Origin of the sequence: Thalassobacillus devorans (genome assembly GCF_900176565.1) — a bacterium.
GTDB lineage: Bacteria > Bacillota > Bacilli > Bacillales > Halobacillaceae > Thalassobacillus > Thalassobacillus devorans_A.
This window is the reverse complement of sequence record NZ_FXEH01000006.1, coordinates 224,517-250,746: the sequence shown is the minus strand read 5'-3', so window position 1 is coordinate 250,746 and position 26,230 is coordinate 224,517. Positions and strand designations below refer to the sequence as shown.

Annotated in this window: 26 protein-coding genes and 1 other annotated feature; of the genes, 9 read left to right on the top strand and 17 right to left on the bottom strand. The window is 43.0% G+C overall.

The window, feature by feature from the left end:
- Window positions 1-275 precede the first annotated feature (275 nt).
- Window positions 276-866: a GNAT family N-acetyltransferase gene (locus tag B9Y67_RS12165; RefSeq protein ID WP_085506977.1), complete on the bottom strand. Its 591-nt coding sequence runs from the start codon at window positions 864-866 to the stop codon at window positions 276-278.
- A 157-nt stretch (window positions 867-1,023) separates the two neighbouring features.
- Between B9Y67_RS12165 and B9Y67_RS12160 the strand changes: the two genes are divergently transcribed.
- A complete protein-coding gene (locus tag B9Y67_RS12160; RefSeq protein ID WP_085506976.1) occupies window positions 1,024-1,209 on the top strand; it encodes a hypothetical protein in 186 nt (61 codons plus the stop codon).
- A 231-nt stretch (window positions 1,210-1,440) separates the two neighbouring features.
- Here the strand turns inward: B9Y67_RS12160 and B9Y67_RS12155 are convergent, their stop codons facing one another.
- From B9Y67_RS12155 to B9Y67_RS12130, 6 genes are all read right to left on the bottom strand, one after another.
- Complete coding sequence (locus B9Y67_RS12155; RefSeq protein WP_254901793.1) at window positions 1,441-2,643, bottom strand: putative glycoside hydrolase; 1,203 nt, start codon at window positions 2,641-2,643, stop codon at window positions 1,441-1,443.
- Window positions 2,644-2,872: 229 nt separating this feature from the next.
- Window positions 2,873-3,808 carry an ABC transporter ATP-binding protein gene (locus tag B9Y67_RS12150; protein WP_085506974.1) on the bottom strand — a complete coding sequence of 312 codons (936 nt, stop codon included), beginning with the start codon at window positions 3,806-3,808 and terminating at the stop codon, window positions 2,873-2,875.
- Window positions 3,805-4,872 (bottom strand): ABC transporter ATP-binding protein, encoded by a 1,068-nt coding sequence (locus B9Y67_RS12145; RefSeq protein WP_085506973.1) that lies wholly within the window; start codon window positions 4,870-4,872, stop codon window positions 3,805-3,807. Before B9Y67_RS12145 ends, B9Y67_RS12150 begins: the two co-directional genes overlap by 4 nt.
- A 15-nt stretch (window positions 4,873-4,887) precedes the next feature.
- Entirely contained in the window at window positions 4,888-6,027 is a 1,140-nt protein-coding gene (gene opp3C, locus B9Y67_RS12140; RefSeq protein WP_085506972.1) for an oligopeptide ABC transporter permease, read from the bottom strand.
- Entirely contained in the window at window positions 6,027-6,956 is a 930-nt protein-coding gene (gene opp3b / locus B9Y67_RS12135) for an oligopeptide ABC transporter permease (protein ID WP_085506971.1), read from the bottom strand. The genes opp3C and opp3b overlap by 1 nt, the downstream gene beginning before the upstream one ends.
- 177 nt (window positions 6,957-7,133) lie before the next feature.
- Entirely contained in the window at window positions 7,134-8,846 is a 1,713-nt protein-coding gene (locus B9Y67_RS12130; RefSeq protein ID WP_085506970.1) for a peptide ABC transporter substrate-binding protein, read from the bottom strand.
- 361 nt (window positions 8,847-9,207) lie between these two features.
- Between B9Y67_RS12130 and B9Y67_RS12125 the strand changes: the two genes are divergently transcribed.
- Together B9Y67_RS12125 and trpS are read left to right on the top strand one after the other, a co-directional pair.
- Window positions 9,208-9,576 (top strand): DUF3899 domain-containing protein, encoded by a 369-nt coding sequence (locus B9Y67_RS12125; protein ID WP_085506969.1) that lies wholly within the window; start codon window positions 9,208-9,210, stop codon window positions 9,574-9,576.
- 49 nt (window positions 9,577-9,625) lie between these two features.
- Window positions 9,626-9,822: a binding site (T-box leader), on the top strand.
- 93 nt (window positions 9,823-9,915) lie between these two features.
- A complete protein-coding gene (trpS, locus tag B9Y67_RS12120; protein ID WP_085506968.1) occupies window positions 9,916-10,911 on the top strand; it encodes a tryptophan--tRNA ligase in 996 nt (331 codons plus the stop codon).
- 44 nt (window positions 10,912-10,955) lie between these two features.
- Here the strand turns inward: trpS and B9Y67_RS12115 are convergent, their stop codons facing one another.
- Window positions 10,956-11,720 (bottom strand): YjbA family protein, encoded by a 765-nt coding sequence (locus tag B9Y67_RS12115; RefSeq protein WP_085506967.1) that lies wholly within the window; start codon window positions 11,718-11,720, stop codon window positions 10,956-10,958.
- Between the two features lie 447 nt (window positions 11,721-12,167).
- Between B9Y67_RS12115 and B9Y67_RS12105 the strand changes: the two genes are divergently transcribed.
- Window positions 12,168-13,148 carry an LCP family protein gene (locus tag B9Y67_RS12105; protein WP_254901792.1) on the top strand — a complete coding sequence of 327 codons (981 nt, stop codon included), beginning with the start codon at window positions 12,168-12,170 and terminating at the stop codon, window positions 13,146-13,148.
- A gap of 59 nt (window positions 13,149-13,207) precedes the next feature.
- Here B9Y67_RS12105 and fabF read toward each other — a convergent pair whose 3' ends face one another.
- On the bottom strand, window positions 13,208-14,446 hold the full coding sequence (fabF, locus tag B9Y67_RS12100; protein WP_085506966.1) for a beta-ketoacyl-ACP synthase II: 1,239 nt from the start codon (window positions 14,444-14,446) through the stop codon (window positions 13,208-13,210).
- An 18-nt stretch (window positions 14,447-14,464) separates the two neighbouring features.
- Complete coding sequence (locus B9Y67_RS12095; RefSeq protein ID WP_085506965.1) at window positions 14,465-15,403, bottom strand: beta-ketoacyl-ACP synthase III; 939 nt, start codon at window positions 15,401-15,403, stop codon at window positions 14,465-14,467.
- A 149-nt stretch (window positions 15,404-15,552) separates the two neighbouring features.
- Here B9Y67_RS12095 and B9Y67_RS12090 point away from each other — a divergent pair, with 149 nt between their 5' ends.
- Window positions 15,553-15,753 (top strand): hypothetical protein, encoded by a 201-nt coding sequence (locus B9Y67_RS12090; RefSeq protein ID WP_085506964.1) that lies wholly within the window; start codon window positions 15,553-15,555, stop codon window positions 15,751-15,753.
- 260 nt (window positions 15,754-16,013) lie between these two features.
- On the opposite strand, the gene B9Y67_RS12085 is transcribed toward B9Y67_RS12090, so the two are convergent.
- The gene (locus tag B9Y67_RS12085) at window positions 16,014-16,967 is read right to left on the bottom strand and encodes a BMP family ABC transporter substrate-binding protein (RefSeq protein WP_085506963.1); all 954 of its coding nucleotides are present in this window, start codon (window positions 16,965-16,967) and stop codon (window positions 16,014-16,016) included.
- A gap of 93 nt (window positions 16,968-17,060) precedes the next feature.
- Window positions 17,061-17,657, bottom strand: coding sequence for a hypothetical protein (locus B9Y67_RS12080; RefSeq protein ID WP_085506962.1), 597 nt, complete (start codon window positions 17,655-17,657; stop codon window positions 17,061-17,063).
- 147 nt (window positions 17,658-17,804) lie between these two features.
- Between B9Y67_RS12080 and B9Y67_RS12075 the strand changes: the two genes are divergently transcribed.
- Window positions 17,805-17,978: a YjzD family protein gene (locus B9Y67_RS12075; RefSeq protein ID WP_082411993.1), complete on the top strand. Its 174-nt coding sequence runs from the start codon at window positions 17,805-17,807 to the stop codon at window positions 17,976-17,978.
- Window positions 17,979-18,151: 173 nt separating this feature from the next.
- Here the strand turns inward: B9Y67_RS12075 and B9Y67_RS12070 are convergent, their stop codons facing one another.
- Window positions 18,152-18,331: a YjzC family protein gene (locus B9Y67_RS12070; RefSeq protein ID WP_062444371.1), complete on the bottom strand. Its 180-nt coding sequence runs from the start codon at window positions 18,329-18,331 to the stop codon at window positions 18,152-18,154.
- A 147-nt stretch (window positions 18,332-18,478) separates the two neighbouring features.
- Here B9Y67_RS12070 and B9Y67_RS12065 point away from each other — a divergent pair, with 147 nt between their 5' ends.
- Together B9Y67_RS12065 and B9Y67_RS12060 are read left to right on the top strand one after the other, a co-directional pair.
- On the top strand, window positions 18,479-19,300 hold the full coding sequence (locus B9Y67_RS12065) for an undecaprenyl-diphosphate phosphatase (RefSeq protein ID WP_085506961.1): 822 nt from the start codon (window positions 18,479-18,481) through the stop codon (window positions 19,298-19,300).
- A 222-nt stretch (window positions 19,301-19,522) separates the two neighbouring features.
- Window positions 19,523-20,224, top strand: coding sequence for a Crp/Fnr family transcriptional regulator (locus B9Y67_RS12060; RefSeq protein WP_085506960.1), 702 nt, complete (start codon window positions 19,523-19,525; stop codon window positions 20,222-20,224).
- Here the strand turns inward: B9Y67_RS12060 and B9Y67_RS12055 are convergent.
- The 4 genes from B9Y67_RS12055 to B9Y67_RS12035 all read right to left on the bottom strand — a co-directional run bounded on the left by B9Y67_RS12055 (window position 20,221) and on the right by B9Y67_RS12035 (window position 25,313).
- Window positions 20,221-20,937, bottom strand: coding sequence for a YwiC-like family protein (locus B9Y67_RS12055; protein WP_085506959.1), 717 nt, complete (start codon window positions 20,935-20,937; stop codon window positions 20,221-20,223). The two genes, B9Y67_RS12060 and B9Y67_RS12055, sit on opposite strands and share 4 nt — an antisense overlap.
- A 58-nt stretch (window positions 20,938-20,995) precedes the next feature.
- Window positions 20,996-22,120, bottom strand: a complete 1,125-nt coding sequence (locus B9Y67_RS12050) for a TIGR04053 family radical SAM/SPASM domain-containing protein (RefSeq protein WP_085506958.1) — start codon at window positions 22,118-22,120, stop codon at window positions 20,996-20,998.
- Window positions 22,121-22,687: 567 nt separating this feature from the next.
- On the bottom strand, window positions 22,688-22,927 hold the full coding sequence (locus tag B9Y67_RS12040; RefSeq protein ID WP_085506956.1) for a DUF2249 domain-containing protein: 240 nt from the start codon (window positions 22,925-22,927) through the stop codon (window positions 22,688-22,690).
- A 19-nt stretch (window positions 22,928-22,946) separates the two neighbouring features.
- The gene (locus B9Y67_RS12035; RefSeq protein WP_085506955.1) at window positions 22,947-25,313 is read right to left on the bottom strand and encodes a nitric-oxide reductase large subunit; all 2,367 of its coding nucleotides are present in this window, start codon (window positions 25,311-25,313) and stop codon (window positions 22,947-22,949) included.
- A gap of 203 nt (window positions 25,314-25,516) precedes the next feature.
- Between B9Y67_RS12035 and B9Y67_RS12030 the strand changes: the two genes are divergently transcribed.
- Window positions 25,517-26,209 carry a Crp/Fnr family transcriptional regulator gene (locus tag B9Y67_RS12030; protein WP_394459852.1) on the top strand — a complete coding sequence of 231 codons (693 nt, stop codon included), beginning with the start codon at window positions 25,517-25,519 and terminating at the stop codon, window positions 26,207-26,209.
- Window positions 26,210-26,230 lie beyond the last annotated feature (21 nt).

Here is a 26,230-nt window from a genome sequence, read left to right as displayed (position 1 = left end):
ACACTTGTAATATACCCTCATTTTCATCTATTAAACATATTTTTATATAAATTTTCCCCTTGTTTTTATGCCCTTTTGATGGGGATTCACTATTTCCATACGTTCAAGTTTTAACAAAGTTTCACTTTTATAATATCTTTATATTCCATTTTCATTTAGCCCAACGAAATTGAAAAAAGGTTGTCCCTTATGAGGGCTTATCAGACAAGAATAAGGACTAACAGTTGCATTACATGTCTGGAAGCTCGTGAGGAGACAACCCCATCTATTCATTCTTATGCTTTTTCTTTTTCTAGTCTAGCCAAAATATCATCATTGTCTTTATCTTCATCGTAGGTTATTGCTTCGTCTACAGGCTCATAGGACTTGCCATAAAATTGAGTATCTTTATAGGTGTGGATTTCTTCGTACATCTTTTTCATTTGCTCATAAATTTGTTCTTCGGATGCATCTTCAGGGGACCAATAGAGGATTTCCATAGAGTTCGGTTCATTTGTAGCCAGTGATTTTCTTGTATAGCCAATCGATTGGGCATGTTTGAAACCTTCACGTTGATAGAAGCGGAGTCGCTTCTCCGTATCGGTATCATCATAATCAACAGGTTCCACTTCAAGGATGATCGGCTTCCCTTTCTCTTTCATCTTCTCCATCAGCTTATGGCCGAGTCCCTGACCGCGGGACGCAGCTGATACATACACATAATCAATGAAAATAAACGATGGAAACTCTGCATACATTAATACATGATGAGGACCTTCGTCCTTAAAATAAACATCGCCTTTTTCTTTGAGTAATGTCTCCATATGTTCGCGTGATTTCATTTCTTCAATCGGAAAGTATTGTTTCAACTTTTCATACCAATTCATAAATCTGCTCCCTTACAAGTTAGTCGTTCTCATTATAACGAATTTTTTCAAAATTGTTAACCGATGTTTGAAAGCATTTTCAACATTACCTTTTCCCGCTTTTCTTTTCTTTAAACATAAACTAAAATAAAAGTAACCGTTAAAAGGAGGGGAGCCTATGGGTGCATTGCTGCTCGATATTACATTGTTAGGGTTAGGGATTATCGGCGCAACCGCGTTTCTCGGTGTTGCTGTCAACGGTATTGGAAACAAATTATTCAGCCGGGGAAAAAAGGATGAGTTTATAGGCAGGTCGCGTGCGTACCAGGATACGTGGCGTAAAGTCGGAGGAACTCACAAATAAGTTAAGCTACAGTACAAAAGCGCAAGCGCCTTGCCCACCCCCGACAAGCTTAAGACAAGCCTCGGCGTGACGTTCTTGGTCACAGAGAGGATTGACTTAAGACCTCGAGGGGGTAGGCGCTGAAGCTGGATGTAACCCACCACGTAAAGTTATTCACAAAAAGAGAATTTTATAATTTCCTAGACAATAAAAAAGCATGGAAGCCATTGCTTCCATGCTTTTTTATCATTTTTAGTCCAGAGGTGTATAATCGACGCCCTCCGTATAGCTGTTGCCTGGATTCCAAATCAAATACTCATGAATACCATTTTCATTTAATGCCCTGATCTGATCCTCCACTTCTTTCACACCATATTGCGTTGGAGGTCCAGAGTAAAGCCATGGTGCTTCAAAGTCCTGTATCCAAGGACGTGAAGTCGGCGCGTTATCCAGCTTGCCTAACACTTCATTTTCCACCTTGGCATATTCCACAGTAAGCTTGTATGGCTGCGTATCCGGTTTTTCGATTCCGAAGTAGGAAGTCCAGTGACTCGGATAGATCATCGATGAGATGACATCGACATTTGAACTGATTTTTGAGAAATTCTGTCCAATCCCCGGTGCTTCCGGAATCGTAGCTGAATACCCAAAGATATCAACTGATACATCAACACCATAGCTGTGAAGTTGCTCTCTCGCATAAGCGACGAAGTCAGTCACGGCTGTCACGCGTTTTTGAACATTATCTCCCTCTAATTCTGCATATTCACCCTGACCGTATTCTAATTCTTCATCACGATTCTCGAATCCTTCCGGGAAGCGTACGTAGTCGAACTGGATATCCATAAACCCAAGCTCTGCTGCCATTTTGGCAATTTCTACGTTGTACTCCCATACTTCTTTCATAAATGGATTGACGAAAGCTTCTCCTCGTCCATTGACCCATACCTGCCCGTTTTGCTTAAAAGAAAGCTCCGGACGCTCTTTTGCCAAAATTGAATCTTTAAATACTACCACCCGGGCAATCGGATAGATGCCTTTTTCTTCAAGGACTTCGAGCATTTTTCTTGGTTCTTTTATATACGGCTGAGCGATATCATAATATGGTGAATCTTCATCAGGTTTGAATGTGATATTCCCATGATCTTCTTTAATATCGATAACCATTGCGTTCAAATCTGTCGATTCAACCAGATCAAGCAACGACTCGAAACGACTGCCCCCGGCTGAATTTCCCGTTACATAGATTCCACGTACAGCATCCGGGTACTCAAACGTCAATCCTGAATTATAAACGAACCTGGCTGCTGGTTTCTCATTGTTCAAAAGCTCCAGTGACATTTCCCGTACTTGTAAATCCTTTACTGGCAATACTTCCCCTTCGCCTTCGTTGTCTTCAGCGTGCAGCGTATGTACCGGAATAAGTGCCAGAATCGTCAACAAACTGATAGTCATGAATCTCTTAAGCTGTCTGAAAGTTTTTCCCATATTAAATCCTACTCCCCCATTTTTTTACTATCTTCTATTATAAAAGAGGATTACTACTTATTGGTAGACTATTTTGTGAAATATTGTAGAAATACACCAAAATATATCATATGAACTAATTTCTTCCTTTAAATATATACAAAAAGGCAAGGCGACATTCTTATAAGAACGTACCTTGCCTTAATTCTAGCCGTTGTTAAACGGACGCATATTCTTTTTTATAATGCTCGAATTCCTTCGTTGTACATAATACCCAATGATCAGGTCGCACCTCACGAAATTCAGGCTCTTCACTGGTATCGTTCTGGCTTGGATCATAGGTTGTCCGGATACGATTACGCTCATAGTCCGGATCCGGTAACGGGATAGCGGATAGTAATGATTTGGTATAGGGGTGCATCGGATTGGCATACAATTCATCGGAATCAGCCAGTTCAACGATTCTCCCAAAATACATAACACCAATACGGTCACTGATATACTTGACCATCGATAAGTCATGCGCGATGAACAAATAGGTCAAGTTATTTTCTTTTTGCAATTTCTTCATCAAGTTGACTACCTGAGCCTGAATGGACACGTCAAGTGCGGATATCGGCTCATCAGCGATTATGAAGCTTGGATCAACTGCAAGTGCCCGGGCAATTCCAATTCTCTGACGCTGACCGCCACTGAATTCATGTGGGTAGCGGTTGGCGTGTTCTTTATTTAATCCAACAGTTTCCAATAGGTCGTAGACACGTTTTTTTCGTGCCTCCTGAGAATCAGCCAGACCATGAATATCAATACCTTCCGCAATGATATCCATGACAGTCATTCGAGGATTCAGGGATGCGTATGGATCCTGGAAAATCATTTGCATTCTGCGGTTAAACTTCTTCAAATCCTTCGCAGATTTTTTTCCATGCACATCTTCTCCCTGAAACTTCACTTCCCCGTCCGTAGCATTATACAAGCGGATAATCGTACGACCAGTTGTAGATTTGCCACAACCAGACTCCCCTACAAGGCCGAATGTTTCCCCTTCATAAATGTCAAAGCTGATTCCATCAACCGCCTTTACGACACTATGTCTTCCGGTACGGAAATGCTGTTTAAGGTTTTTGACTTCAAGTAATTTTTCTTTGCTCATGATTTTTCACCTTCCTCAGATGTACGGATGGTCCCTGTTTTGGCGAACCCTTTCATCCGTTTCTTGACGGCTTCAGGTGGTTCGATATCAGGAGCATACTCATGAAGCAGCCAGGTTGCAGCGTAATGAGTCTCCGACACCTTGAACATTGGCGGTTCTTGCACTTTATCAATCTCCAAAGCATATTCATTCCTTGGAGCGAATGCATCCCCTTTTGGCGGCTTCAGCATATCCGGAGGCGACCCAGGAATAGCGACAAGTTCTTCTTCGTTACTATCCAGTGTCGGCATGGAACCTAGCAGCCCCCAGGTGTATGGATGTTTCGGATTATAGAAAATATCATCTACTGTACCAATCTCCACAATTTTACCGGCATACATGACAGCTACACGATCGGCAACGTTAGCTACGACACCAAGGTCATGCGTGATAAAAATGATGGAACTGTCGGTTTTCTTCTGAATATCTTTCATCAATTCAAGAATTTGCGCTTGAATCGTTACATCCAATGCGGTTGTTGGCTCATCGGCAATAAGAATTTTTGGGTTACAAGCCAGTGCGATTGCGACTACAACCCGCTGACGCTGACCACCAGAAAATTGGTGAGGATACTGATCCACTCGTTCAGACGCATTTGGCAGTCCGACCAATTCCAATAGCTCAACCGTCCGTTTCTTAGCCTGACCACGGGGCATTTTCTGGTGCTTGATCAAGCCCTCCATGATCTGGTTGCCGATTTTCATCGTAGGATTCAATGACGTCATTGGATCCTGAAATATCGTTGATATATCTTTCCCACGAATATTTTGCATTTGTTTTTCACTTGCTTTAACTAAATCTTTACCTTCAAACAAAATTTCTCCACTCGTGATACGTCCTGGCGGTGAAGGAATCAGCCGGGCAATCGCTCTAGTCGTAACTGACTTACCTGAGCCTGATTCTCCTACAATTGCAAGTGTTTCCCCTTTCTTTAGATCAAAGGAGACACCGCGGATCGCTTTAACTTCTCCCCCATAGGTATCGAAGGAAATATTCAAGTCTTTCACTTCTAATATATTTTCCATTGTTGCACCTGCCTCCTATTCACGCATCTTCGGATCTAAGGCATCCCGAAGTCCATCTGCCAATATGTTGAACGCGATCATGATAAGGGAAATCACGATTGCAGGGAAAATCATAATATATGGGTTGATTTGTAACGCTTTAAACCCATCATTAATCAAGGTTCCCAACGATGCTTGCGGTGACTGCAACCCTAAACCAATGAAGCTTAAGAAAGCTTCGAAGAAAATCGCGGAAGGAATCGTGAACATTGTATTAACAATAATCATTCCTAAGGTATTAGGAATAAGATGTTTACTTAGAATTCGGGTGTTGGAGGAACCTAACGTCCGTGATGCCAGGACGAATTCCTGGTTCTTCAATTTCAGCACTTGTCCCCTTACAATCCGTGCCATACCTATCCAACCGGTGATCGTAAGGGCGATGGTTATGGAAATGATGCCGGGATCCAGAATCATAATCATCAGAATAACCACGACTAAGTTCGGAATACCAACAAGAATTTCAATAATCCGCTGCATGACATCATCGACCCGGCCGCCATAATAGGCAGAAATACCACCATATGCGACCCCGATAACCATATCTATTGCCGCAGCCAAGAATGCAATGTATAAAGAAATACGGGTACCATACCAAGTCCTTGTGAATAGGTCACGGCCTAAGGTATCTGTACCAAACCAATAGTATTGATCTTGCAAACCCTTGGCTTCGTAGATATGAAAATAACCTGTGACTTCCGCGCTGCCGTCTTTGTCACTCTTAACATCATACGTCATGAATTCGTCATCACGCTGTGTGTAGCGCTGACGCAGACGTTCTTTGGCTGCCTCGACACTAGATGCTTCAAAAGTATCTGACTTTGTACCATCCAAGCCTAACCAGCGAACATCTTCAAGCCCCTGGACCCTTGGAGGCAATTTTGATAAGCCTAAGTCCTGATCATTGATTCCCTTTTCGTTAAAGAAAGGACCAATAATCGCCATAATGAAAATGATGAAGAGTACAATCATGCCAAAAATGGCACCTTTGTTTTTACGCAGGCGAATCCAAGCATCCTGCCAGTAGCTTAGACTGGGACGCTGGATTTTTTCACTACCTTCATCATCTTGCTTTGCAGGTACGAATAAATCTCTATCTAAATTATCTTTTGCCATTAGTCTTTACCCCCAGCGATTCGAATACGCGGATCGATGATTCCATATAGAATATCGATGACGAGAATAATCAAGATGAAGAAAAAGGCGAAGAATAGTGTAGTTCCCATGATAATCGGAAAGTCGTCCGTCATAATGGAAGTTACGAACTGTTCACCAATTCCAGGCACGGCAAAAATCTGCTCAATTACCAGCGTACCAGTCATCAAGCTGACCGCCATTGGTCCCATTACAGTAACGAGTGGAATCAATGCATTACGTAAACCGTGTTTGAACATTAGTGTTGCGTTGCTTACCCCTTTAGCACGTGCTGTTACGATATAGTCGGATCCTAACACTTCAATCAACTCTGTCCGGACAAACCTGGCTGATATCGCCAGCGGGAATATTGCCAATGCAATCGTCGGCATGATTGTATGGGCAAAAGAACCCCAGAATGCAACTGGTAGAATTCCTAATTCAACCCCCAGATAATATTGGAGTAAACCAGCAAATATAAACGATGGAATCGATATTCCAATAACAGAAATAATGTTGGATGCATAGTCAATTACAGAATTGCTATATAACGCAGCAACTACTCCTAATAACATCCCGATAATTGTACCTATAATCATAGCTTGAATTCCCAGGTGAGCTGATACAGGAATTCGGCTCATTAAAATTTCTGTAACCGGCTGGTTATTCATTTGGAACGATACTCCTAAGTCGCCTTGAAACAAGTTGCCCAAGTAGTTAAGATATTGGATCGGCAGTGGATCATTTAAATTATACTTTTCATACAAAATCTCCAGCTGCGCTGCGGAAAGCTTTTCTTCGGCTTTAAAAGGAGAACCTGGCAGCTGCTTCATCAGGAAGAATGAAGCGGTTGCGATGATAAACAAGGTGATAAACATGTATACAAGCCGTTGGAAAATGTATTTAGCCATCCTTATCCCTCCTATTCCTCAATTAATGTGAATAATGATTCATCTTTTATGAATAATCATTCAATGTTCTAATAATTCAAAAAATGTCCTTAAACGGAAAAAGAGAGTATATGCCACTGAATGGCAGTACACTCTCCCTCTCCTCTACCAAAGAGGTATGAAACTCTCATATATAAATTACTCTTCAATATATGCGTGTTTATATGTGAAGTCTGCCCCCATTGGATTGAACTGGACACCTTTAACAGATGGTCTCCATAGATACGCACGGGAACGCTGGTAAAGCGGAGCGATCGCTGTATCTTCTTCGATAAGAACTTTTTCAGCTTCTAGCATCTTATCGAAACGAGCAGGAAGATCTGTCAATAGGTCGTTATTAGCTTCTTGCATTAAGGAATCATATTTCTCGCTATTGTAGTTCATTGTCATGTACGGGCTGTCAGACATCCACATGTTCAACCATGTGCTGGCATCAAGATAGTCAGGACCCCAACCAGAGTTTTGGATATCATAGTCAGACTTTTCATCACGAGCGATACGCTCTTCGAAAGGTACAGAAGAAAGTTCAAGGCTTAAGCCTTCCAGGTTTTCTTCCAATTGGTTGATAAGATAGTCATCCATTTCTTTGGCAACTTCAGAGTCACCGCCAAGGAAGCGAAGTGTTACAGAATCAGTACCTAGAGCTTCCAGGCCTTTTTCCCAATGCTCTTTTGCTTTTTCCTTATCACTTGTGATCAAGTCACCATTAAGCTCACGGAAATCTTCACCAGATTCTGGGTGAGAAACGAAATCTTCCGGAACGGCACCATTTGATGGGATAGAACCGTTAGCAAGGATAACGTCTACAAGTGATTGCTTGTCGATAGACATTGCGATCGCTTTACGGATATCCGCATTAGCAAGTGCTTCATTTTCCTGGTTCATCTTCAAGTAGAATAGAACAGGTTCAGGCATTGTGCGATAATCTTCAGAGCCAGCGTATTTTTCAACAAATTCAGAAGATAGACCGGCACGATCGATTTCACCATTTTCGTAAAGGTTAACACCAGTGCTAGTTTCTTTTACAACGTTTACATTGATTGTTTCAAGGGTTACATTTTCTGCATCCCAGTAATCTTCGTTCTTTGTCAACTTCCAGCTTTCATTAGCCTTTGGATCCCAGTCTTCAAGGATGAAAGGACCGTTGTATAGTAGATTGTCAGAAGTCAAAGCGTAGTCATCGCCTTGTTCTGTAACAAAGTCTTCGTTAAGTGGCAGGTAAGTACCAAATGTCAATAGACTATGGAAGTAAGGAACTTCCTTTTCAAGCGTAATTTTCAATTCGTAGTCGCCAGTAGCTTCTACACCTAGTTCTTCAACGTCTGCTTCACCATTGTTGATAGCAGTAGCGTTCTTAAGTACATCGTTCATCATGAATGGACCGTACTCAGATCCTGTTTCCGGATCGATCGCACGCTGCCAAGCAAAAACGAAGTCGTTTGCTGTAACAGGGTCTCCGTTAGACCAAACGGCATCTTCGCGCAATTTGATTGTCCACTCCAGACCATCTTCACTTACTTCAGGCTCACCTTCAGCGATTGCTGGTTCAGGTTGAGCATCTTCATTCAAGCGATAAAGACCTTCCATAGTTTCTCCCAACCATTGGAACGCAACGGCGTCAGTAGCGTGGGATGAATCCATTGTTGGAATTTGAGAACCTTCGATCAAGTTAAGTACTTGCTCCCCACTAGGCTCTCCGCCTTCCGCTTCTTCACTTCCGCCTTCTTCAGAAGACGTATCTTCTCCTGAATCGTTGCCGCCGGCGTTATCATCATTGCCGCCTGAGCAAGCTACCAGGAACATGCTTAGCACAAGTGCTAGTGCCAGCAATAACCAGTTTGTCTTTCTCATGAAAAATGACCTCCCCAAAAATATAATTTTCTAAATTTTTACGCAGATGATTAATCCACAATATGAATTATACAAGTTTTCAAACAATTTTGCATTAGAAAATTTTACAGAAATTTATAAAACCTTGTCATTATTACGTTTGAATGACATAATTTAGTTCTATTTACCTACAAAAAATGATGATAAAGCAACAATTTTTCCATATATATGTTTGAATTTGAAAATCATGACTTTAAAGTTACAGCCTGTAAAAACGCTTGTAATCTTCCTTTGTTTCTAACAACCGGGTGATTATTTTCATGCTATAATGTTTATTAGGTTTTTGGGTTGTATGGCAGGCTAATGAAAGGAAGGATTTGTGTTGGCGTTATTAAAGAATAAGTGGCTGTTTTTTATCATTAACTTAGGCTTGACCACCCTCCTGTTTTTTATCTTGGCTCCTGTTTATAATTTGTTTCACTATATAGATGTTTTGTTTTACATCAGCCTCTTCTATTTACTATTGGGTTTATTAATGTGGGTGATCCAAGGCGGATTCTTTGACTCTATGACTTATGGGTTTCGTGCTGTAGTAAATCGATTTACAAAAAACACCGATTATATGGAAAGTTGGAAGGAAAAATCCCTTCCCTCACAAAAAATAAACAAAAGCGTTGTTACGAATTTCGTGTTTCAAGGAGCCTTACTTACAATCGTAATGACATTGCTGCTGCTGTACTATTACGCTTGATTTGCATATATTAGGTAAATTCATTATAATTTTTTTAGAATATCAATAGTTATCAGTGATGAAAAAGTGAAGTACCGGACCTCCCTGTCTATAGAGAGGCTGTGGCTGGTGGAAACAGCTGACAAAGGAATCCGGGAATTGGGCTTTGGAGCTTCGTCTCAGACGACGTATCCCTGCGTTAAAGGTTAAGTGATCCCGAATTTTTCGGGGTAACAAGGGTGGTACCACGGTTCATTCGTCCCTTCTTTTTAGAGGGAGAATGGGCTTTTTTTATGCTCTATAAAAGCGTGTATTGACCTAGGATCAGCAATAACATACTAAATGAATGAGGTGGAGAAAATGAAGACAATTTTTTCAGGAATCCAGCCAAGTGGTACGTTGACACTAGGCAACTATTTAGGGGCGATGAAGCATTTCGTCGATCTGCAAGAGGAAAACCACTGTTATTTCTGCGTCGTTGATGAGCATGCTATCACAGTTCCCCAGGACCGTTTGAAACTGCGTGATAATATCAAATCTCTTGCAGCCCTTTATCTTGCATCAGGGATCGATCCGGAAAAATCGACCCTATTCATCCAATCGGAAGTTTCTGCCCATACCCAGCTGGGCTGGATGCTGCAATGTGTCAGCTATATTGGTGAACTGGAACGGATGACGCAATTTAAGGATAAGTCCAGCGGAAAAGAAGCGGTATCTTCCGGTCTGCTGACGTACCCGCCGTTAATGGCCGCAGACATCCTGCTTTATAAAACGGATCTCGTTCCTGTAGGAGAGGACCAGAAACAGCATCTGGAACTTACCCGTAATCTGGCTGAGCGCTTCAACAATAAATACAATGATATTTTTACTTTACCAGAAGTGAGCATCCCGAAAGTTGGCGCCCGAATCATGTCGCTTCAGGATCCCACGAAAAAAATGAGTAAATCCGACGAAAATCAAAAAGCTTATATCTCCATGCTGGATGAACCAAAGAAAATCGAGAAAAAAATCAAGAGTGCTGTGACAGATTCAGAAGGTATCGTCAAATATGATAAAGAAAACAAGCCAGGGATTTCCAACCTGCTTACGATTTACTCCAGCTGTACTGGAGAAACTGTCGAAGAATTGGAAGCCAAATATGAAGGCAAAGGATATGGGGAATTCAAACAGGGGGTTGCCGACGCAGTCATCCAGGTGCTTTCCCCTATCCAGGAACGCTACCATGAATTAATTGATTCTGAAGAGCTGGATGAAGTCCTTGATAATGGGGCAGACCGTGCCAATCAAGCGGCTGAAAAAATGCTCCGCAAAGCCAAAAAGGCGATGGGGCTTGGGCGCGTAAAGAAGAAAAAATAATAAACGACCTTTCCTCATCAAAAAACCAGAATTGAAGTCAAACTTCAATTCTGGTTTTTTATTCCTTCTTCTGCTTTATGGTTTTCAATTTCCCATATCTTTTCAAAGAACGGCTGTCCTTTTATCAATTTGCCGCATAGCTCTTCATGAGCTTTACTCCAGCCTGGGGTTGTCCCTGCATAGAGTTTATGCCAGGCTTGTTCAATTGTATATTCTTTTACCATCGGGTAATGACTCGGCTCCCATTCCGTCAGCCAGTAGCGGATTTCCTCAGGATTGTCACTGTGCTGCAGCTGATCAAGGGCCATCATCAATAATTGCTTCAACTGCCTTTCCTTCCTTGTCAATCCCAGCATATATTCCGGTGACAATGAAAGGATATGATGTTCTTTTTTGTTTAGCGAAGGATCCCAGTCGTAATCATTCACCTTCTGACCTTCTACCATTTCCAAGGCAAGTCTTTCCTGACGTGGTATTAAACGGCTTTTTCGTACAGGCAGTGTATATCCAAGCGTATCAAACGCCAGTACTGCATTGCCATTGGTGACAATTGCCGCATAATCGAGGGAATTGCGTTCCTGATTTTTTCTTAAGTAAGCTCTTCGGTGGATGGATTCTAACAAACTGATCGGTAAATCCTGCAAGTCATTTTCTATGAATTGATACAATTCGTCAGGAACATATAGCAGCGGTGCCTGATCCAATAATTCAATCCCATCTTCTTTGCGCCACTCATGAAATGGAGAAACGTTATAGCCATTTTCTTCCCCTTCGAACCAATTCACCCAAACATCATGTAAATACAACATACCCGGTACTCACCTTCCATCCCTTTAATTTCTTTTGCCATCAGTATGGCCAAATTTGGAAGTTTTATTCTTACAATGAAATTATTGACAAGGGGATTGTCCAATTTTTAAGGTCGAGAGCAGCATCACAATGATTCCTACGGGGAATAACCAGCACTCACTGCGTGTCTGGACAAACTGAAGGTATTCAATCCAGGTAAAACCTGCTGGAAGGAGATTCATGTATGAAATCAAGGATATACCTCCACTGACGGTAAAACCAAAGCCTATTAAAAAAAAGAACCAGTATATGATATCCATCCCTCCAGCCTGTCCATTTTTTGTTAAATATATGAGCCAAATGCTGGTAACATGACATGAAAACGATATCATCCGTAAAAACTATTTACTATAGCTTCTATAAGCGGTAAATTAATAGGAGTGGTGGATACAAAATGAGGTGATACTTTGGAAACCACACGTTCAGAATATAAACAACGCCACCGGAAAAAAAGAAGAAAAAGAAAAATGCTTCTAGTGTTATTCTTACTTTTTCTAATCATTGGCACCGGGGTTGCAAGTTATGAATATATGGCCGGTAAAAGGGATGCGATGGGAGAATCAGAAGGAAATCTTGAAGAAAGCCAATATAAAAATGACTTTCAGGGTGTAGATAATAAAGACGGAAAAACCACTGTCCTTCTCTTAGGTATTGATAAAAATGAAAAAGAAGAAGTACGACGAACAGATACAATCATGATTGCTCAGTACGAACCTGGCGAAAAGAAAGCGAAGCTCGCTTCCTTAATGCGGGACACTTATGTAAACATTCCCGGGCATGGCTATAATAAATTGAATGCTGCTTTTGCTCTTGGAGGTCCTGAATTATTACGTCAAACAATAGAAGAAAACTTTGGTATCAGTACTGAGTATTATTCCATCGTCGATTTTGATGGGTTTACACAAATTGTCGATACCGTTGCTCCAGACGGTATCGAAGTTGATGTAGATCACCGCATGTACCATGAAGGTGCCGTTGATTTGCAGCCAGGCACACAAAAGCTTCACGGAGAAGAACTGCTGGGATATGCCAGGTACCGTGGTGACGCAGACAGTGACTTCGGTCGAGTAAACCGTCAGCAGGAAGTTATCAAATTAATGAAAGATGAAGTCGTTTCTGCTAAAGGCCTGCTTAAAGTACCTCGTCTGGTAGGAACAATTCAACCTTATATCGATACCAATATTTCTAATAGTAAGATGGTAGGACTTGGCAAAGATTTCATCTTCAATGCACCTGAAAATATAGAGACATTACGTATTCCAGTCGAAGGTTCTTATTGGGATGAAAGATACAGTCATGCAGGCTCGGTTCTTGCTCATGACGAACAGGTAAACCGGGAAGCTTTGCAGGAGTTTTTTGGGTTGAAAGAAGAAAACACCACTAATTAAAATTATAAATAATAAAAAGGTGCGTTCCTATTACAGGATCGCACCTTTTCTTATGATTGTTATTGATATTTTTTGAAAACAAGGCTGGCGTTATGGCCTCCGAAACCAAGCGAGTTACTCATGACAGCATCCACTTGCTGTTTACGTGCTTCATTCGGTACATAATCCAGATCACAATCCGGATCCGGGGTTTCGTAATTAATCGTTGGAGGCAGGATGCCATCCTCGATCGCTTTCAAGGAAATGATGGCTTCGATAGCCCCTGCAGCACCCAGCAAGTGACCAGTCATTGATTTGGTAGATGACATCGCCAGCTTGCGTGCGTGCTCTCCGAACACCTGCTTGGCAGCCATCGTTTCAAACTTGTCATTCAATTCGGTAGATGTCCCATGAGCATTGATGTAGCCGATATCTTCCGCACTCATACCGGCATCTTCCAGTGCCTGCTTCATCGCACGAACGGCTCCTTCCCCTTCTGGTGCCGGTGCCGTGATATGATGTGCATCACCTGTAGAACCATAGCCGACGATTTCTCCATAAATATGAGCCCCGCGTTTCTGTGCGGATTCCAATGTTTCCATCACAAGAATTCCTGAACCTTCACCCATAACGAAACCATCACGGTTTTTATCAAATGGACGGCTAGCTGTTTTTGGATCTTCATTGAAAGACAAAGCCTTCGCAGATGAAAAACCAGCAAATGACATTTTATTCATCGGAGATTCAGTTCCCCCGGTGATCATAATATCAGCATCACCGCGCTGGATGACCTTGAATGCATCACCGATAGAGTTCGCACCGGAGGCACATGCTGTAACGGTACAAGAGTTCATCGCTTTTGCACCCAATGTGATTGAAACCTGTCCTGCTGCCATATCTGGAATCATCATGGGAATAAAGAACGGGCTGACACGGCGGTAGCCTTTCTTTTGGAACTTTTCGAACTGTTCCTCATACGTTCCCATACCCCCGATTCCTGAACCGATCCAGACACCAGTACGGTAGGCGTTCTCTTCGGTAATTTCCAGATTGGCGTCTTTGACAGCCATCAAGGAAGCGGCTACCGCATACTGAGTGAATGGATCCATCTTACGCGCTTCCTTTTTTTCGATGAAATCCGTCGGGTCGAAATCCTTCACTTCCGCTGCCACTTTGGCAGGGTATTCGTCTTTATTAATTTTGGTCATCGTATCAATGCCGGAATTACCGGAAGTGATGTTATCCCACATATCTTTAACATTGTTTCCAACAGGGGAAACTGCTCCAAGTCCTGTAATGACCACACGTTTATTTTCCATACCTGCTTCCTCCTTCTACTACTTGCCCCAACGAAGGGCGACTGCTCCCCAAGTCAAACCGCCGCCGAAACCGACGAGCACGACCAGGTCATCTTCTTTTATTTTACCTTCTTCTACTGCTTCAGACAAAGCGATTGGGATGGAAGCTGCAGAATTGTTTCCATATTTATTTACTTTAATCGCCATTTTCTCTTCCGAAATACCAAGGCGTTCGCGGGCTGCTTCCATGATGCGAATATTTGCCTGGTGTGGGATTAAATAATCCACATCCTCTTTATTGAAGCCGGCTTTTTCAACCACATTAACCGAGGCTTCCGGCATCCGGCGCACAGCGAATTTGAAGACTTCGCGCCCGTTCATATAGAGATGATCTTCTTCGTCCTGGTACAGATGCTCGCCACCAGCGCCATCTGCACCCAGTTCATAGGAAAGGATCCCTTTTCCTTCACTGACAGGTCCAACGACAGCAGCGCCTGCACCGTCACCGAACAGGACAGCGGTATTTCTATCCTCCCAGTCGACGATTTTCGAAAGCTTTTCCACACCTACTACTAAAATATTTTTATAGTCTCCGCATTCGATAAACTGCTTGGCTGTCGACAAACCGTACATGAAGCCAGTACAAGCAGCACTGACATCCATGGCTGCAGCTCCCTTAGCCCCGAGACGGTCCTGGATCATACAGGAAACCGATGGGAAAGGCGTATCCGGTGTCACCGTAGCGACAAGAATCATATCCAGATCTTCCGCTTTTACACCAGCATTGGCAAGCGCGCGTTCAGAAGCACGGAATGCCATATCCGATGAATCCATATCATCTTCAGCGATCCGGCGTTCTTCTATCCCTGTTCTCGTCTTGATCCATTCATCACTCGTATCAACCATTTTCTCTAAATCTTTATTCGTGAGGACTTTTTCCGGTACAAAATGACCTGTACCTAAAATTCCAGCTTTCATATATCCATCCCCTTATGGTAGTATCTATTACTAATTATTATGACTTGGTCCTAATTTTAATGTATAACCCTTATTTTAGCAAGTCAATAAACACCCTGCGCCCACATGCGTATCCCCTGCTGACATAAGCTATTGCAGGAGGTGGGCAAATGACAGCTTATAAGAAGAAACGGGACCCGTTCGATGCTTTCCTGTTTGACGATCGAACCAGGCAAAAGAGAACACGTTTGAAGAAGTTACCCTTCGATTGGATGGAATTTATGAAAAATATGTCTGACACCTATAACGCTTTTAACCCTTATATCAAAAATTTAAGCCAAACCATCGATGAATTCAAAAATAAAAAGTGACTAAAAAAGCACCTCCAGTTTGCGGAGGTGCTCTCACGGATTGTCTCTATGACAACCGCCAATGCTCTCATATTTTTAATTTTGTCTCTTTTTTTAAAAAATTTTTCTCTCTTCGCAAGTAAAACGTCTCACTTACTCTTGACTTTGCCTCTCTTCTTTCCTATATTGTCACTCTTACAGTTAGATTGTCTCAATAAATTTTTAGTCTTGAGAATTAAATAAACTACTGTTTTCCCTTCATTAGAAAGCAGGGCTTCATTTTACCGCTGTGTAGGCAACTTCCCTGTTTCAATATAGGTGTTCACCATCTGATTCACTTCTTCCCTCACGTTCTCAGGAACATTAGGGCTGAATTTTCCCATGGAGATGGCGTCATCCTGAAAATCGAAAGTCAGGACTTCGCCTGGCAGGCTCCCATCCATCAATTTTTCCATAGCTATCATATATAATTCCTCTACATGCTGGACTGTACTTGTCAGGACCGTTCCTTCCCCAAGCGAAGATTGATCCGAAACATAGCCGATCGCATAAAGACCGTCATTCTGAATCTGCTGGATCATTGGAGGGTTGAAAGCATCACCGGCCGGATAAAACACGTCAGCTCCCTGCTGCGCCATCTGGTCATACAGGTCCATTGCCCGTTTTGTGTCATCCCAGCTATTCACAAACGAAAAATTAACAATCGCTTCCGGATTGCTGTACTTTACGCCTTCGTAAAAGCCCTCCACTTCCGGCTGCCATTCATGAGCAGCAATCAAACCTACTTGATCCGTGCTGGTCATATTGCCAGCAACCACGCCGCCAAAGAATCCCATAGCTACTGAACTGAAATTGAGACTGGTGACGTTATCGGCCGCATAACCGCCATTGAAATACACAAAATGAACTTCAGGGTACTCCTCATGGATTTCTTTGAAATATTCGCCATACGTACTGCTATGCCCAAAAATTACGTTAACCCCTTTGTCTATGAGTTCATCTACGGCTTTATTTACATCAAGCTGACTTTTAATGCCTTCTTTAAAATAAACATCAACATCGTATTCCTCTTGGATGTTCATTAAACCTTTGTAACCTTTTTGTCCCCAGGCCTGATCGTGAATCGTCGTCTCCACCAGCATTCCGACGGATCTGATTTCCCCCTCGGTAAAGCCGATTTTACATCCGGCCAATAGCATCATGGCGATTAGGTTAAGTATGATGATTTTTTTCACTATAAGCACTCCTACTGCGTCGGCTGTCTCTATGTTACTCTTATTTTAACTATATTGTTTGTAATAAGTAAATGAATTAGTAGGAATATTAACCTAATCTTCATAAAATTGCTGATGTCTTTGATAATGGTTCTGCAATTGGGAGTATATTTTTTCCCGATCGCTTGTATCTGCCAGTTGCTCCATTCTATACACTTCCTTAACAGCTGATATTCCTCTCTCGGTTAATTTAGTAAGAAAACGAGCAAGAAAGTCTTCTATATACGAGGCATCTTTCCGTTGAAATAGTTCATTGAACAAAATCGGTTCCCTTCCTATATAAGCAAATGATTCATCTCTTGGCATCCACTCTCCGTATAAAGGCGGCAAATCCAGACGCTCTCCTTTCTCCTCCATAAGCGCCTCCACACTTTCACATAGGAGTATTGCGCCAAAACCTCCTGCTGCCTCCCTATTAGAATCCTCGATACGGATAGCGGCTTCAGTGTGTTCCTGATGACAGTGCCGATCCATTTCCTTTAGGGAATGGAAATGCTGGAAACGGCTGTTCCGGCCAATATAAAAATAAAGGTTCTCCCGTTTGCTGGTTTCAACCTGATCAATACCAATTACTTCTTTTCCTTCTGTAAGTAAATGCTGGACCAAATGAAAACCTACCCAATGGAAACAAGAATCGATGATATAAACCATGTGTGCATCCCCCTTCGCTATATGATATTTATTCAGTCAAAGGGGGCGGTTATTCAAATATTAACCAACTAAAGCGATTTCATATTTATTTTTCTTAGCGGGTTTGGTAAACTAATGAAAGAATGTGTATAAATGAGGTGAACAGCTATGCGTTTCTTTTGGACTATTTTTTGGGCTTTCTTATTAAGCTTTATGATTACCTATGTTATCAGCAATATGGTCGGCGGTTCCTTCAGTATGGGACAGGTCGTTGTATTGACCATCCTATTTTCCGGAGCAGCGATTGTTCTTGGGGAAACTCTGATTACCGACGAAGCTTAGCCATCATTCTTAAATGAATTAGAAAAACTGAAGGTTTTCGCCAACTGGTGAAAGCCTTAGTTTTTCCCTTAGCAAAAATGTAAAAAGTAAGAGGCTGTCTCCATTGGTCGAACGCACTTCTTTCGAGTGGCGTTCACAATTTTGGGAGACAGCCTTTTGTATGTTGTGGTATATTAAGGTTTGCGTTTATATGTCCAGATGCGATCCTGATTTTTGGTTTCAGGAAAACGATCGCCAGCCTTCAGCCTGATTTGCTGCGGCTCGGTCACCATACTGCCTGTCTCGCCGATTTCAACATAAATACCGTTGTTCGGTGCATGATCACCCGCTCGAAATTGGTGTCTTTGGCCCATTGTGTACACTCCTTTTTATTCTATATAGTGTTATCATGTGCATTCTTCAACCAATCATTCGTCCGGGTTCATGACAGACAGGGACAAGCATAAGTTTACAATAAGATTTCTTTTATTAAAGTAATGATCACCCAGGAGGTAAGATAGATGGAAGCTTCTACAGAATTTTGGTTATTAGTCAAATACATATTTTTAGGGTTGTTCCAGGGATTCACAGAACCGATCCCGATTTCATCCAGCGGGCATTTGTCCCTGCTGCAGTCGATTTTTGGTATGAACCTTGAAGGGCTCCAGCTTGAAGTGCTGCTCAATTTCGGCTCACTGATCGCTGTCCTGATCGTCTACCGAAAAGACATCGTCCGACTTGCCCAAAATGGCATCAGCTATGCAGTACGTAAAGAAGAAAAAAATAAATCAGAATTCATGTTTATCGTTTACCTTGTGATCGGCACTATTCCTGCCGGGGTGCTTGGCCTTCTGTTTGAAGACTGGATCGGCGAAACGTTCAAAGCACCACAGCTTGTCGGTGTCACGTTGATCATTACCGGTATTGCCTTATGGATCATCCGGAATATCCGTGGCTCTAGAGGCGAGGGAGGACTCACCTGGAAAGATGCCTTGATTGTCGGGCTCGCCCAATCGGTAGCATTGATGCCGGGAATCAGCCGTTCCGGTGCTACTATCGTGGCAGCGATGCTGCTTGGCATGAAACAGGAAACTGCGCTTCGCTTTTCTTTCTTATTATATGTTCCGATCAGTCTTGGAACGATGGTCATGTCTATCGGCGATTTGCTTCAGGATAATATTGCCGAAATGTGGATGCTCTGGCTGCTTGCCGTACTCGCCTCCATCATCGCTACTTACTATGCATTGCTATGGTTTATGAATATTATGGCGAAGGGGAACCTTAAATATTTCGCGTTCTATTGCTTTATTGTCGGGGCCATTGCCATCATTATTTTGGGGTGATGTGATAAATGTCACACCAATTTCCGAATAAACACTATAAGCTGAAAGAGGATGGTGAAAACCATTCTCTTTTTTTCTGATTCATGGACAACAGCTAATTGTCAAGTTCTATCTTGACGTACCTAGCGATATGATTTTAAATGAGAAGTAATACTTTAATACTTACTAAAATTAACCAGCATGCCACGATCAGTGATAAATAATAAAGGTGGGATTGCGCGTATGGAGAAGCAACTGAGTAAACATTCCATATCTAACGATTTGAAAGAACTGCTTTCATCCGTCGACCATATCCAAAAAATCGATAAGAACCGTTTTTTATTCCAGGAAGGGGAAGATGCCGATCAGATGTATATCATCCAGTCCGGCAGAATCCAGATCAGCAAGATGTCTCCGGATGGTCGGGAATTATCGCTCCGCATCTGTCAAAAAGGGGATATCATCGGGGAACTGACGCTATTTACCGATGATGCGACCTATCTCCTGAATGCTAAAGTCATGGAGGATGCAGAGGTGGCAGTCATTAAAAAAGAAAACCTGGAGAAAGAGCTGCTTACCAATACCGAGCTGGCTTTCGAATTTATGAAATGGATGAGCGAGCATTTCCGAAAGACACAGACCAAATTCCGTGACCTCGTTTTACACGGTAAAAAAGGAGCACTCTATTCGACGATCATCCGACTGACAAACAGCTATGGTATTAAACGTGCCGATGGCATTTTTATCGATATCGTACTGACAAACCAGGAATTGGCTAACTTTTGCGGCACCTCCCGTGAAAGCGTCAATCGATTACTCAGTGACTTGAAAAAGAAAGAAGTCCTTACGATGGAAAATAATAACATTGTCGTCAAGGACCTCCAGTATTTAAAGGATGAAATTAATTGTGAAAACTGCCCGATTGTATTATGCAGTATTGATTAAATGAAACCAGAAGATACGATAATCAGGAAAAACAAGGAGTTTCCGATTTCAAGTATCCCGATTTGCATCGGTTTCAGTTGCTTTCCATGTAAATAGACAGCACGAACAAGACTTGGAATGAAGGCTAATGTAACCAGCCATGCTCCTGTTGCGAGAAACAACCCTACCACAATCAAATGATATGTCCATGAAATCCAGCGGAAAGCTGGATTTTTCTTTTCCCTGATCATTGTTTTGACAAAGAAGGCACTGCCATAGAAAAACAATACTGCCAACAGGAAAACGTTCCAGGCCGGTTCATCAATGTATCCTGCCCCCAGGTAATAGGAACCCAGTCCGCCAATGCCGAAAGCGGTGATCGCAGCAAAGTCGTTCCAAAGCGAACGGTCCTTGTTTCTTTTCCCGAACCAAAGATTAATGATAAAAAATGGCATCATCATCAAAGCAATCAGGAATAAGGTCGGCTCTACAATTAGTACAGGCAGGGCAAAGATTAGCGCAACAGTGAAATAGCGGAGGAACCATGTTAAATGAAATCGTACTTTCTTCTTTTTCACAGCAAGAATCAGTGGGTAAGTTGCTAAGTACAAGGCAATCCAGCCGACAAACAGCGGCAGTTGGAACCAATGAAATCCACCCGCTGCTATCCCTAACAGGAATGGAACGGTCAGCATTGCCCATGCCCCGTGTTGCTTAGGGAGAAACAACTTCATACATGTCACCTCGTTCTATTAGTGTTGATCATCGCCCGGCAGTACCGGGCGACCCTTTTCACACAACGTTTTTCTTTTTACCTCGTAAAGCTTTCGGTATATAGACGCAATATGGTTCACTTTCCATATAATCACCGGTCATAGCATAGGCCCGCGATCTGGAACCTCCACATACATGGCGGAACTCACATACCCCGCACTTCCCTTTATAGGCATCCGGGTTACGGAGATTTTGGAATACCTCAGAATCGCGGTAAATATCAGCTAAAGGTGTTTCTTTTACATTGCCGGCTTTAATTGGAAGCAGGCCGCTGGGATAAACGTCCCCTATATGGGAAATGAATACAAAGCCGTTGCCGTCATTGACCCCCTTTGGTGCTCTACCCAAACCATCTATTTGCCCCGTTGTCCCGTTCATCAATGCATCCTGATAATTGATGCCTTCACCGGTCGCCTGCTTTTCTCTCATCTTGTTCTGAATCACTACCCGGCGATAGTGCTGGGCTGCAGTCGTTTTGATATCAAAAGGAACCCGCTTCGATAATTCGTACAGCCATTTGAACGTTTTTTCGTGTTCGACGGGGGTAATCATATCCTTCTCCTGTCCCCGTCCTGTTGGAACAAGGAAAAACACACTCCACAACACACAGTCCAATTCTTCGATTAAGGCAGCCATTTCATCAAGATGATCGTAGTTGTACCTGGATATGACGGTATTGATCTGGATCGGCATATTTAATTCATGTAAGTATTTGATTGCATTCATCGTCAGATCAAAGGACCCCGAGGTTCCACGGAAATGATCGTGAATAGCTGCATTTGGACCATCCAGGCTGAACGCCCATCTGGACAGGCCGACTTCCTTCGCTTTTTCCATCGCCTCCTTGGTCACATTCGGTGTAGCGGATGGGGTCATCGATACGCGCACCCCTTTTTCCACCGCATATTCTGCAATATCGAATACATCCGGCCGCATCAACGGGTCGCCTCCAGTAAATACGAGCATCGGATTATCCATTTCATATATATCATCAATTAATTTCTTCCCGTCCTCGAATGACAGTTCACGAGGATCCCTTCTGTATTGAGCTTCCGCACGGCAATGCAAACATTTCAGCTCACATGCTCTCGTCAATTCCCATATCACAATAAAAGGATTTTCATTATAGTCACGGTTGAACATGACGTCCCCTCCTTCGTGCTACCTTCGAACTTGGTTAACACTATTATCATGGTTCAATTGTAGCGAAGAATGTGACGGTAAGTAGTGATATACATCACAAGAAATGGACTCTTTTCTCGTTTCGTCATAAAGTTTTCATAAATTGTGCAGTTAACCAAGATAGATTCCTTATGCAACAATAGGGGCGAAAAGTCGAAGAAGTAATTTTGAGATATCAAGGGTTCTTTACTATAATCGAGTCAGGGGTGGCTGAGAAACTACTCGCTTTCCTGCGGGGAACCGGCAAGCCTCCTCGGTCGTTTCACTCCCTGTGGGGTCTCGCCTGGCTCCTTCTCCCGCGGGAGACTCGCAGTTTCCCAACCACCCCATCCGAAGGATGGGAGTAAAGAACCCATGTTATAGAGGAAACCGTCTTCTACAATCACTGGTTTCAAGCACGTTTTACAAGTACGCTCCCTTTGGTTGAAGAACTGCATATCGACGTTTCCGTTTACCTCATCAAAGCAAAAACAGGCTGTTCCAAAAGCCTATGACAGACTTTCGGAACAGCCAGAGTTTCTCTATTGATTACTTTTTAGCAATGGCTACCCGCCATTGTTCCGGACCTTTCTCTAGATACTCCCACTCAAACTGGCTCTCCCGCTCTACCATGAACTGATAGTGCAGCGGCCGTGGGTCATGATCGTTTGTGAGCTCCATTACTTCACCGCTTTCTAACTCATCGAAAGTATCAAGAATCCTTGGGTGACGTACTCTCGGCTCAATTTCCGGCGCATAAATCTTAGCGGCAAATTCTTGTTTTTTCATAATAAACTCCTCCTAATAATTAATTTTCTTCCAAATCATCAATTGGCAATGGCTCTTCTTCTTTATGAGTAGCAGGACGCAGATGGAACATAGCTCTTACTGCGAACACTGCGAGAATCACAACACCGGCGATAAAAATAACATCAGGTACGGAACGGATGGTCAGTAAATCCTGGATGATATCCTGCTGCAGGAACGTTGCATCACGTGAAGCCCAGTATCCATTATCGAAAGCTTCTTTCAGCTGCAGGAATCCTATCGGTAATAGGGAAATAAGAATCATTCCGGCAAGACCGATATTTAATGCCCAGCAGGAAATTTTCAGCCAAGTATCATTCCATTTCTCCGGCCGGACGATGTTTCTTAAGGAATAGAGCAATACGGCAATGGCGAACATTCCGTATACCCCCATCATCGCCCCGTGCCCATGTGCTGGTGTCAGGAACTGACCGTGTTCGAAATAGCTTACTGCTGGCAGGTTGATCAGGAACCCTAGGACCCCTGCTCCAACCAGATTCCATATGGCGGTGGAAATCAGGAACCAGAATGTAGACTTGTACGGGAAATCGACTCCTCCGGCACGCATCATTTTATATTGTTCATAAGCTTCCAGGACTAGTAATGTTAATGGAATAACTTCTAAAGCACTAAATACAGATCCTAGAGCTATCCAGGCTTCGGCTGAGCCATTATAGTAATAATGGTGACCGATACCAATAACCCCACTTCCAAGCAGGATGATCAGCTGGAAGTACAAAGCTTTGACTGTTGAGCTTTTTGTAACCAATTTCATTCGGACTAACAGGAAACCAATAACAACTACGGCGAATACTTCAAAAATACCTTCTACCCAAAGATGGATGATCCACCAGCGCCAGTAGTCAGACATCGTGAAGTTGGCACCTGGGTTGATGAAGAAAGCAAAGATATAGAACGCTGGCACCGCAATAGAGGCGTAGAACAACAGGTGAACAAGGCCGCCTTTATCGCGCTCCTTCTTTAAACCGTGCCTAATGCCCCGATAAACGATGTACAGCCAAATCAACATCCCGACAACAAGAATCACTTGCCAGATCCGGCCGAGCTCTAAGTACTCCCATCCCTGATGTCCAAGCAGAAACCACAAATTGCCAAGGTAGCCGTTGACACCAAGCCATTGACCGATCATGGAACCGCCTACTAAGACAACAAGCGCCCAGAACAGGATGTCAACAAGCAGTCCTTGCCGCTTCGGTTCATGTCCTCCAACAATCGGTGCAACGAATATTCCCATTCCGAGCCAAGCGGTCGCAATCCAGAAGATGGCAAGCTGCAAGTGGTAACCTTTTGCGATACTGAATGGCAGAAGTTCAAATATCCAGTCCATGCCGAAGAATGAATCCGGTTCGACGTAATAGTGCGCCATCAGGGCACCAAACATGACCTGCACGAGGAACAACAAGGCAACAACCAGGAAGTATTTCGCTGATTTTACCTGTGAACTCGTTAAGCTTTGTTTCGCCAGATTGAACGTAGGATAGTTGTCTTCCGTATAGGCTTCCTGCATACCCAGGTGATAACGATAAAACACAAACAATATCAAACCTACAAATAGGATAAGTACGGTTACACTGGCTCCACTCCACCACACTGCTGAGAAAGCCATCGTATTGCCGGCATCTTCAAAGTATGGCCAGTTATTTGTATAGGTGATATCATCATCCGGCCGCTCCGTACTGGAAAGCCACGCTGTCCAGAAGAAGAAGTGGGAGATCTGCGTGATCTGGTCACTGTCAGCCACGTAAAGCCGCTCCCCTGCACCAGGCACGTGCTCTTCCTGGATCAAACCTGCCTTCAATCCCCAGCCGTCTCCATTGTTGAAAATATCCTGATAATAAGCTTCGACTCGTTCTAACCCGAATACCTGTGCATCAGTAAGCGGCAGTTCGTTTGTTTCTTCATTGAAACGGTTGACCCGCATCTCCGAGATAACTCTTTCTTTAATGACCGTCTGCTGTTCAGGATTCAGATCAGCATAGGCTTGATTGTGATCTTCCATTGCATAAAAGTCCTGCATTCCGAGCGTATACACTTTTAGTGCTTCTGCTGTATAATCAGGCCCCATATAAGAACCGTGACCCAGCACCGTTCCATAATCCATCAGGCCGTATTTCTGGAAAACTGCCTGACCGCCGATGATCGAATCCTGAGTCATAACTACTTCGCCGTCTGAACTTGTCGCTTCCATCGGACGAGGAGCCATATTTTCAAAGATCCAGAACCCTCCGACAATTAAGACTGTGAAGCTTGCTAATAAAGTAACAATTAAAATAGATTTAAGTAGACCGTTTTTGGTGGTTGGTTTAGCTTCTTTCTGTTGCCATTCTTCCAGCTTTTTAACCCCCATCACGTTCACATCCTTTCGTTGGTATGCCCTCATGTTACTCCTGCTTTTGCTAATGGGGTGTGAGAAGAAGCAACAGGCCCCTATGATTTTCATCACAGCCAACGTATAAAGATAGTTATAAATTGTTCAAAAAGTAGCATCAAAAATACAGCTTTTGGATGATACACTATATAGTAGAAATTGGATAAGAAAGGATGTTGATTGTGAGATTCCATTCCACACAGCAATTGTTACAGAATGTTCCTATATTCAAAGATTTGACTGATATAGAAATGGAACCAGTGCTAGAGCTGGCTAGATCACGGCAATACCGTGCCGGAACTCATGTTTTCATGCAGGGGGATCCGCTTCAAAATGTCTACTTCATCAATAAAGGCCGCGTAAAGATATACAAAACCGACTTTCACGGCAAAGAACAGATCGTCAACGTACTCCAGCCAGGAGATATGTTTCCCCACCAGGGGTTTTTCCGGAAAGATGAATGTCCGGCCCATGCAGAGATACTGGACGAAGCCACCCTCGTTCACATACCGATCCCGTCTTTCGAACAGACGCTAATCAACCATCCGGAGATATCCGTCAAACTATTCAAGGTGCTCGGTGATAAAATCGTCGATTTGCAAAATCGTTTGGAAGAACAAATCCTTCATAATACGTATGAACAGATCATCATGCTGCTGATTCGCCTCAGTAAGCTTTACGGCAATGAAGATAAAGACGGCTGGGTGAAACTCCGCTCCCATTTCACTAATCGGGAACTTGCCAATATGATCGGCTCGAGCAGGGAAACCGTCAGCCGGACATTGACTCAATTGAAAAAAAACAACCTTGTCTACAGTGATTTTGACGGTTATTTCATGCTCCATCCGGAAGCTTTAGAAGATGAACTTTTTTAACCTGTGATATGTGTCACTACC

Coding starts and splice junctions, on each gene's coding strand:
- B9Y67_RS12165 (WP_085506977.1), bottom strand. CDS start 866: ATGAATTGGTATGAAAAGTTGAAACAATACTTTCCGATTGAAGAAATG.
- B9Y67_RS12160 (WP_085506976.1), top strand. CDS start 1,024: ATGGGTGCATTGCTGCTCGATATTACATTGTTAGGGTTAGGGATTATC.
- B9Y67_RS12155 (WP_254901793.1), bottom strand. CDS start 2,643: ATGACTATCAGTTTGTTGACGATTCTGGCACTTATTCCGGTACATACG.
- B9Y67_RS12150 (WP_085506974.1), bottom strand. CDS start 3,808: ATGAGCAAAGAAAAATTACTTGAAGTCAAAAACCTTAAACAGCATTTC.
- B9Y67_RS12145 (WP_085506973.1), bottom strand. CDS start 4,872: ATGGAAAATATATTAGAAGTGAAAGACTTGAATATTTCCTTCGATACC.
- opp3C (WP_085506972.1), bottom strand. CDS start 6,027: ATGGCAAAAGATAATTTAGATAGAGATTTATTCGTACCTGCAAAGCAA.
- opp3b (WP_085506971.1), bottom strand. CDS start 6,956: ATGGCTAAATACATTTTCCAACGGCTTGTATACATGTTTATCACCTTG.
- B9Y67_RS12130 (WP_085506970.1), bottom strand. CDS start 8,846: ATGAGAAAGACAAACTGGTTATTGCTGGCACTAGCACTTGTGCTAAGC.
- trpS (WP_085506968.1), top strand. CDS start 9,916: ATGAAGACAATTTTTTCAGGAATCCAGCCAAGTGGTACGTTGACACTA.
- B9Y67_RS12115 (WP_085506967.1), bottom strand. CDS start 11,720: ATGTTGTATTTACATGATGTTTGGGTGAATTGGTTCGAAGGGGAAGAA.
- fabF (WP_085506966.1), bottom strand. CDS start 14,446: ATGGAAAATAAACGTGTGGTCATTACAGGACTTGGAGCAGTTTCCCCT.
- B9Y67_RS12095 (WP_085506965.1), bottom strand. CDS start 15,403: ATGAAAGCTGGAATTTTAGGTACAGGTCATTTTGTACCGGAAAAAGTC.
- B9Y67_RS12090 (WP_085506964.1), top strand. CDS start 15,553: ATGACAGCTTATAAGAAGAAACGGGACCCGTTCGATGCTTTCCTGTTT.
- B9Y67_RS12080 (WP_085506962.1), bottom strand. CDS start 17,657: ATGGTTTATATCATCGATTCTTGTTTCCATTGGGTAGGTTTTCATTTG.
- B9Y67_RS12075 (WP_082411993.1), top strand. CDS start 17,805: ATGCGTTTCTTTTGGACTATTTTTTGGGCTTTCTTATTAAGCTTTATG.
- B9Y67_RS12070 (WP_062444371.1), bottom strand. CDS start 18,331: ATGGGCCAAAGACACCAATTTCGAGCGGGTGATCATGCACCGAACAAC.
- B9Y67_RS12065 (WP_085506961.1), top strand. CDS start 18,479: ATGGAAGCTTCTACAGAATTTTGGTTATTAGTCAAATACATATTTTTA.
- B9Y67_RS12060 (WP_085506960.1), top strand. CDS start 19,523: ATGGAGAAGCAACTGAGTAAACATTCCATATCTAACGATTTGAAAGAA.
- B9Y67_RS12055 (WP_085506959.1), bottom strand. CDS start 20,937: ATGAAGTTGTTTCTCCCTAAGCAACACGGGGCATGGGCAATGCTGACC.
- B9Y67_RS12050 (WP_085506958.1), bottom strand. CDS start 22,120: ATGTTCAACCGTGACTATAATGAAAATCCTTTTATTGTGATATGGGAA.
- B9Y67_RS12040 (WP_085506956.1), bottom strand. CDS start 22,927: ATGAAAAAACAAGAATTTGCCGCTAAGATTTATGCGCCGGAAATTGAG.
- B9Y67_RS12035 (WP_085506955.1), bottom strand. CDS start 25,313: ATGGGGGTTAAAAAGCTGGAAGAATGGCAACAGAAAGAAGCTAAACCA.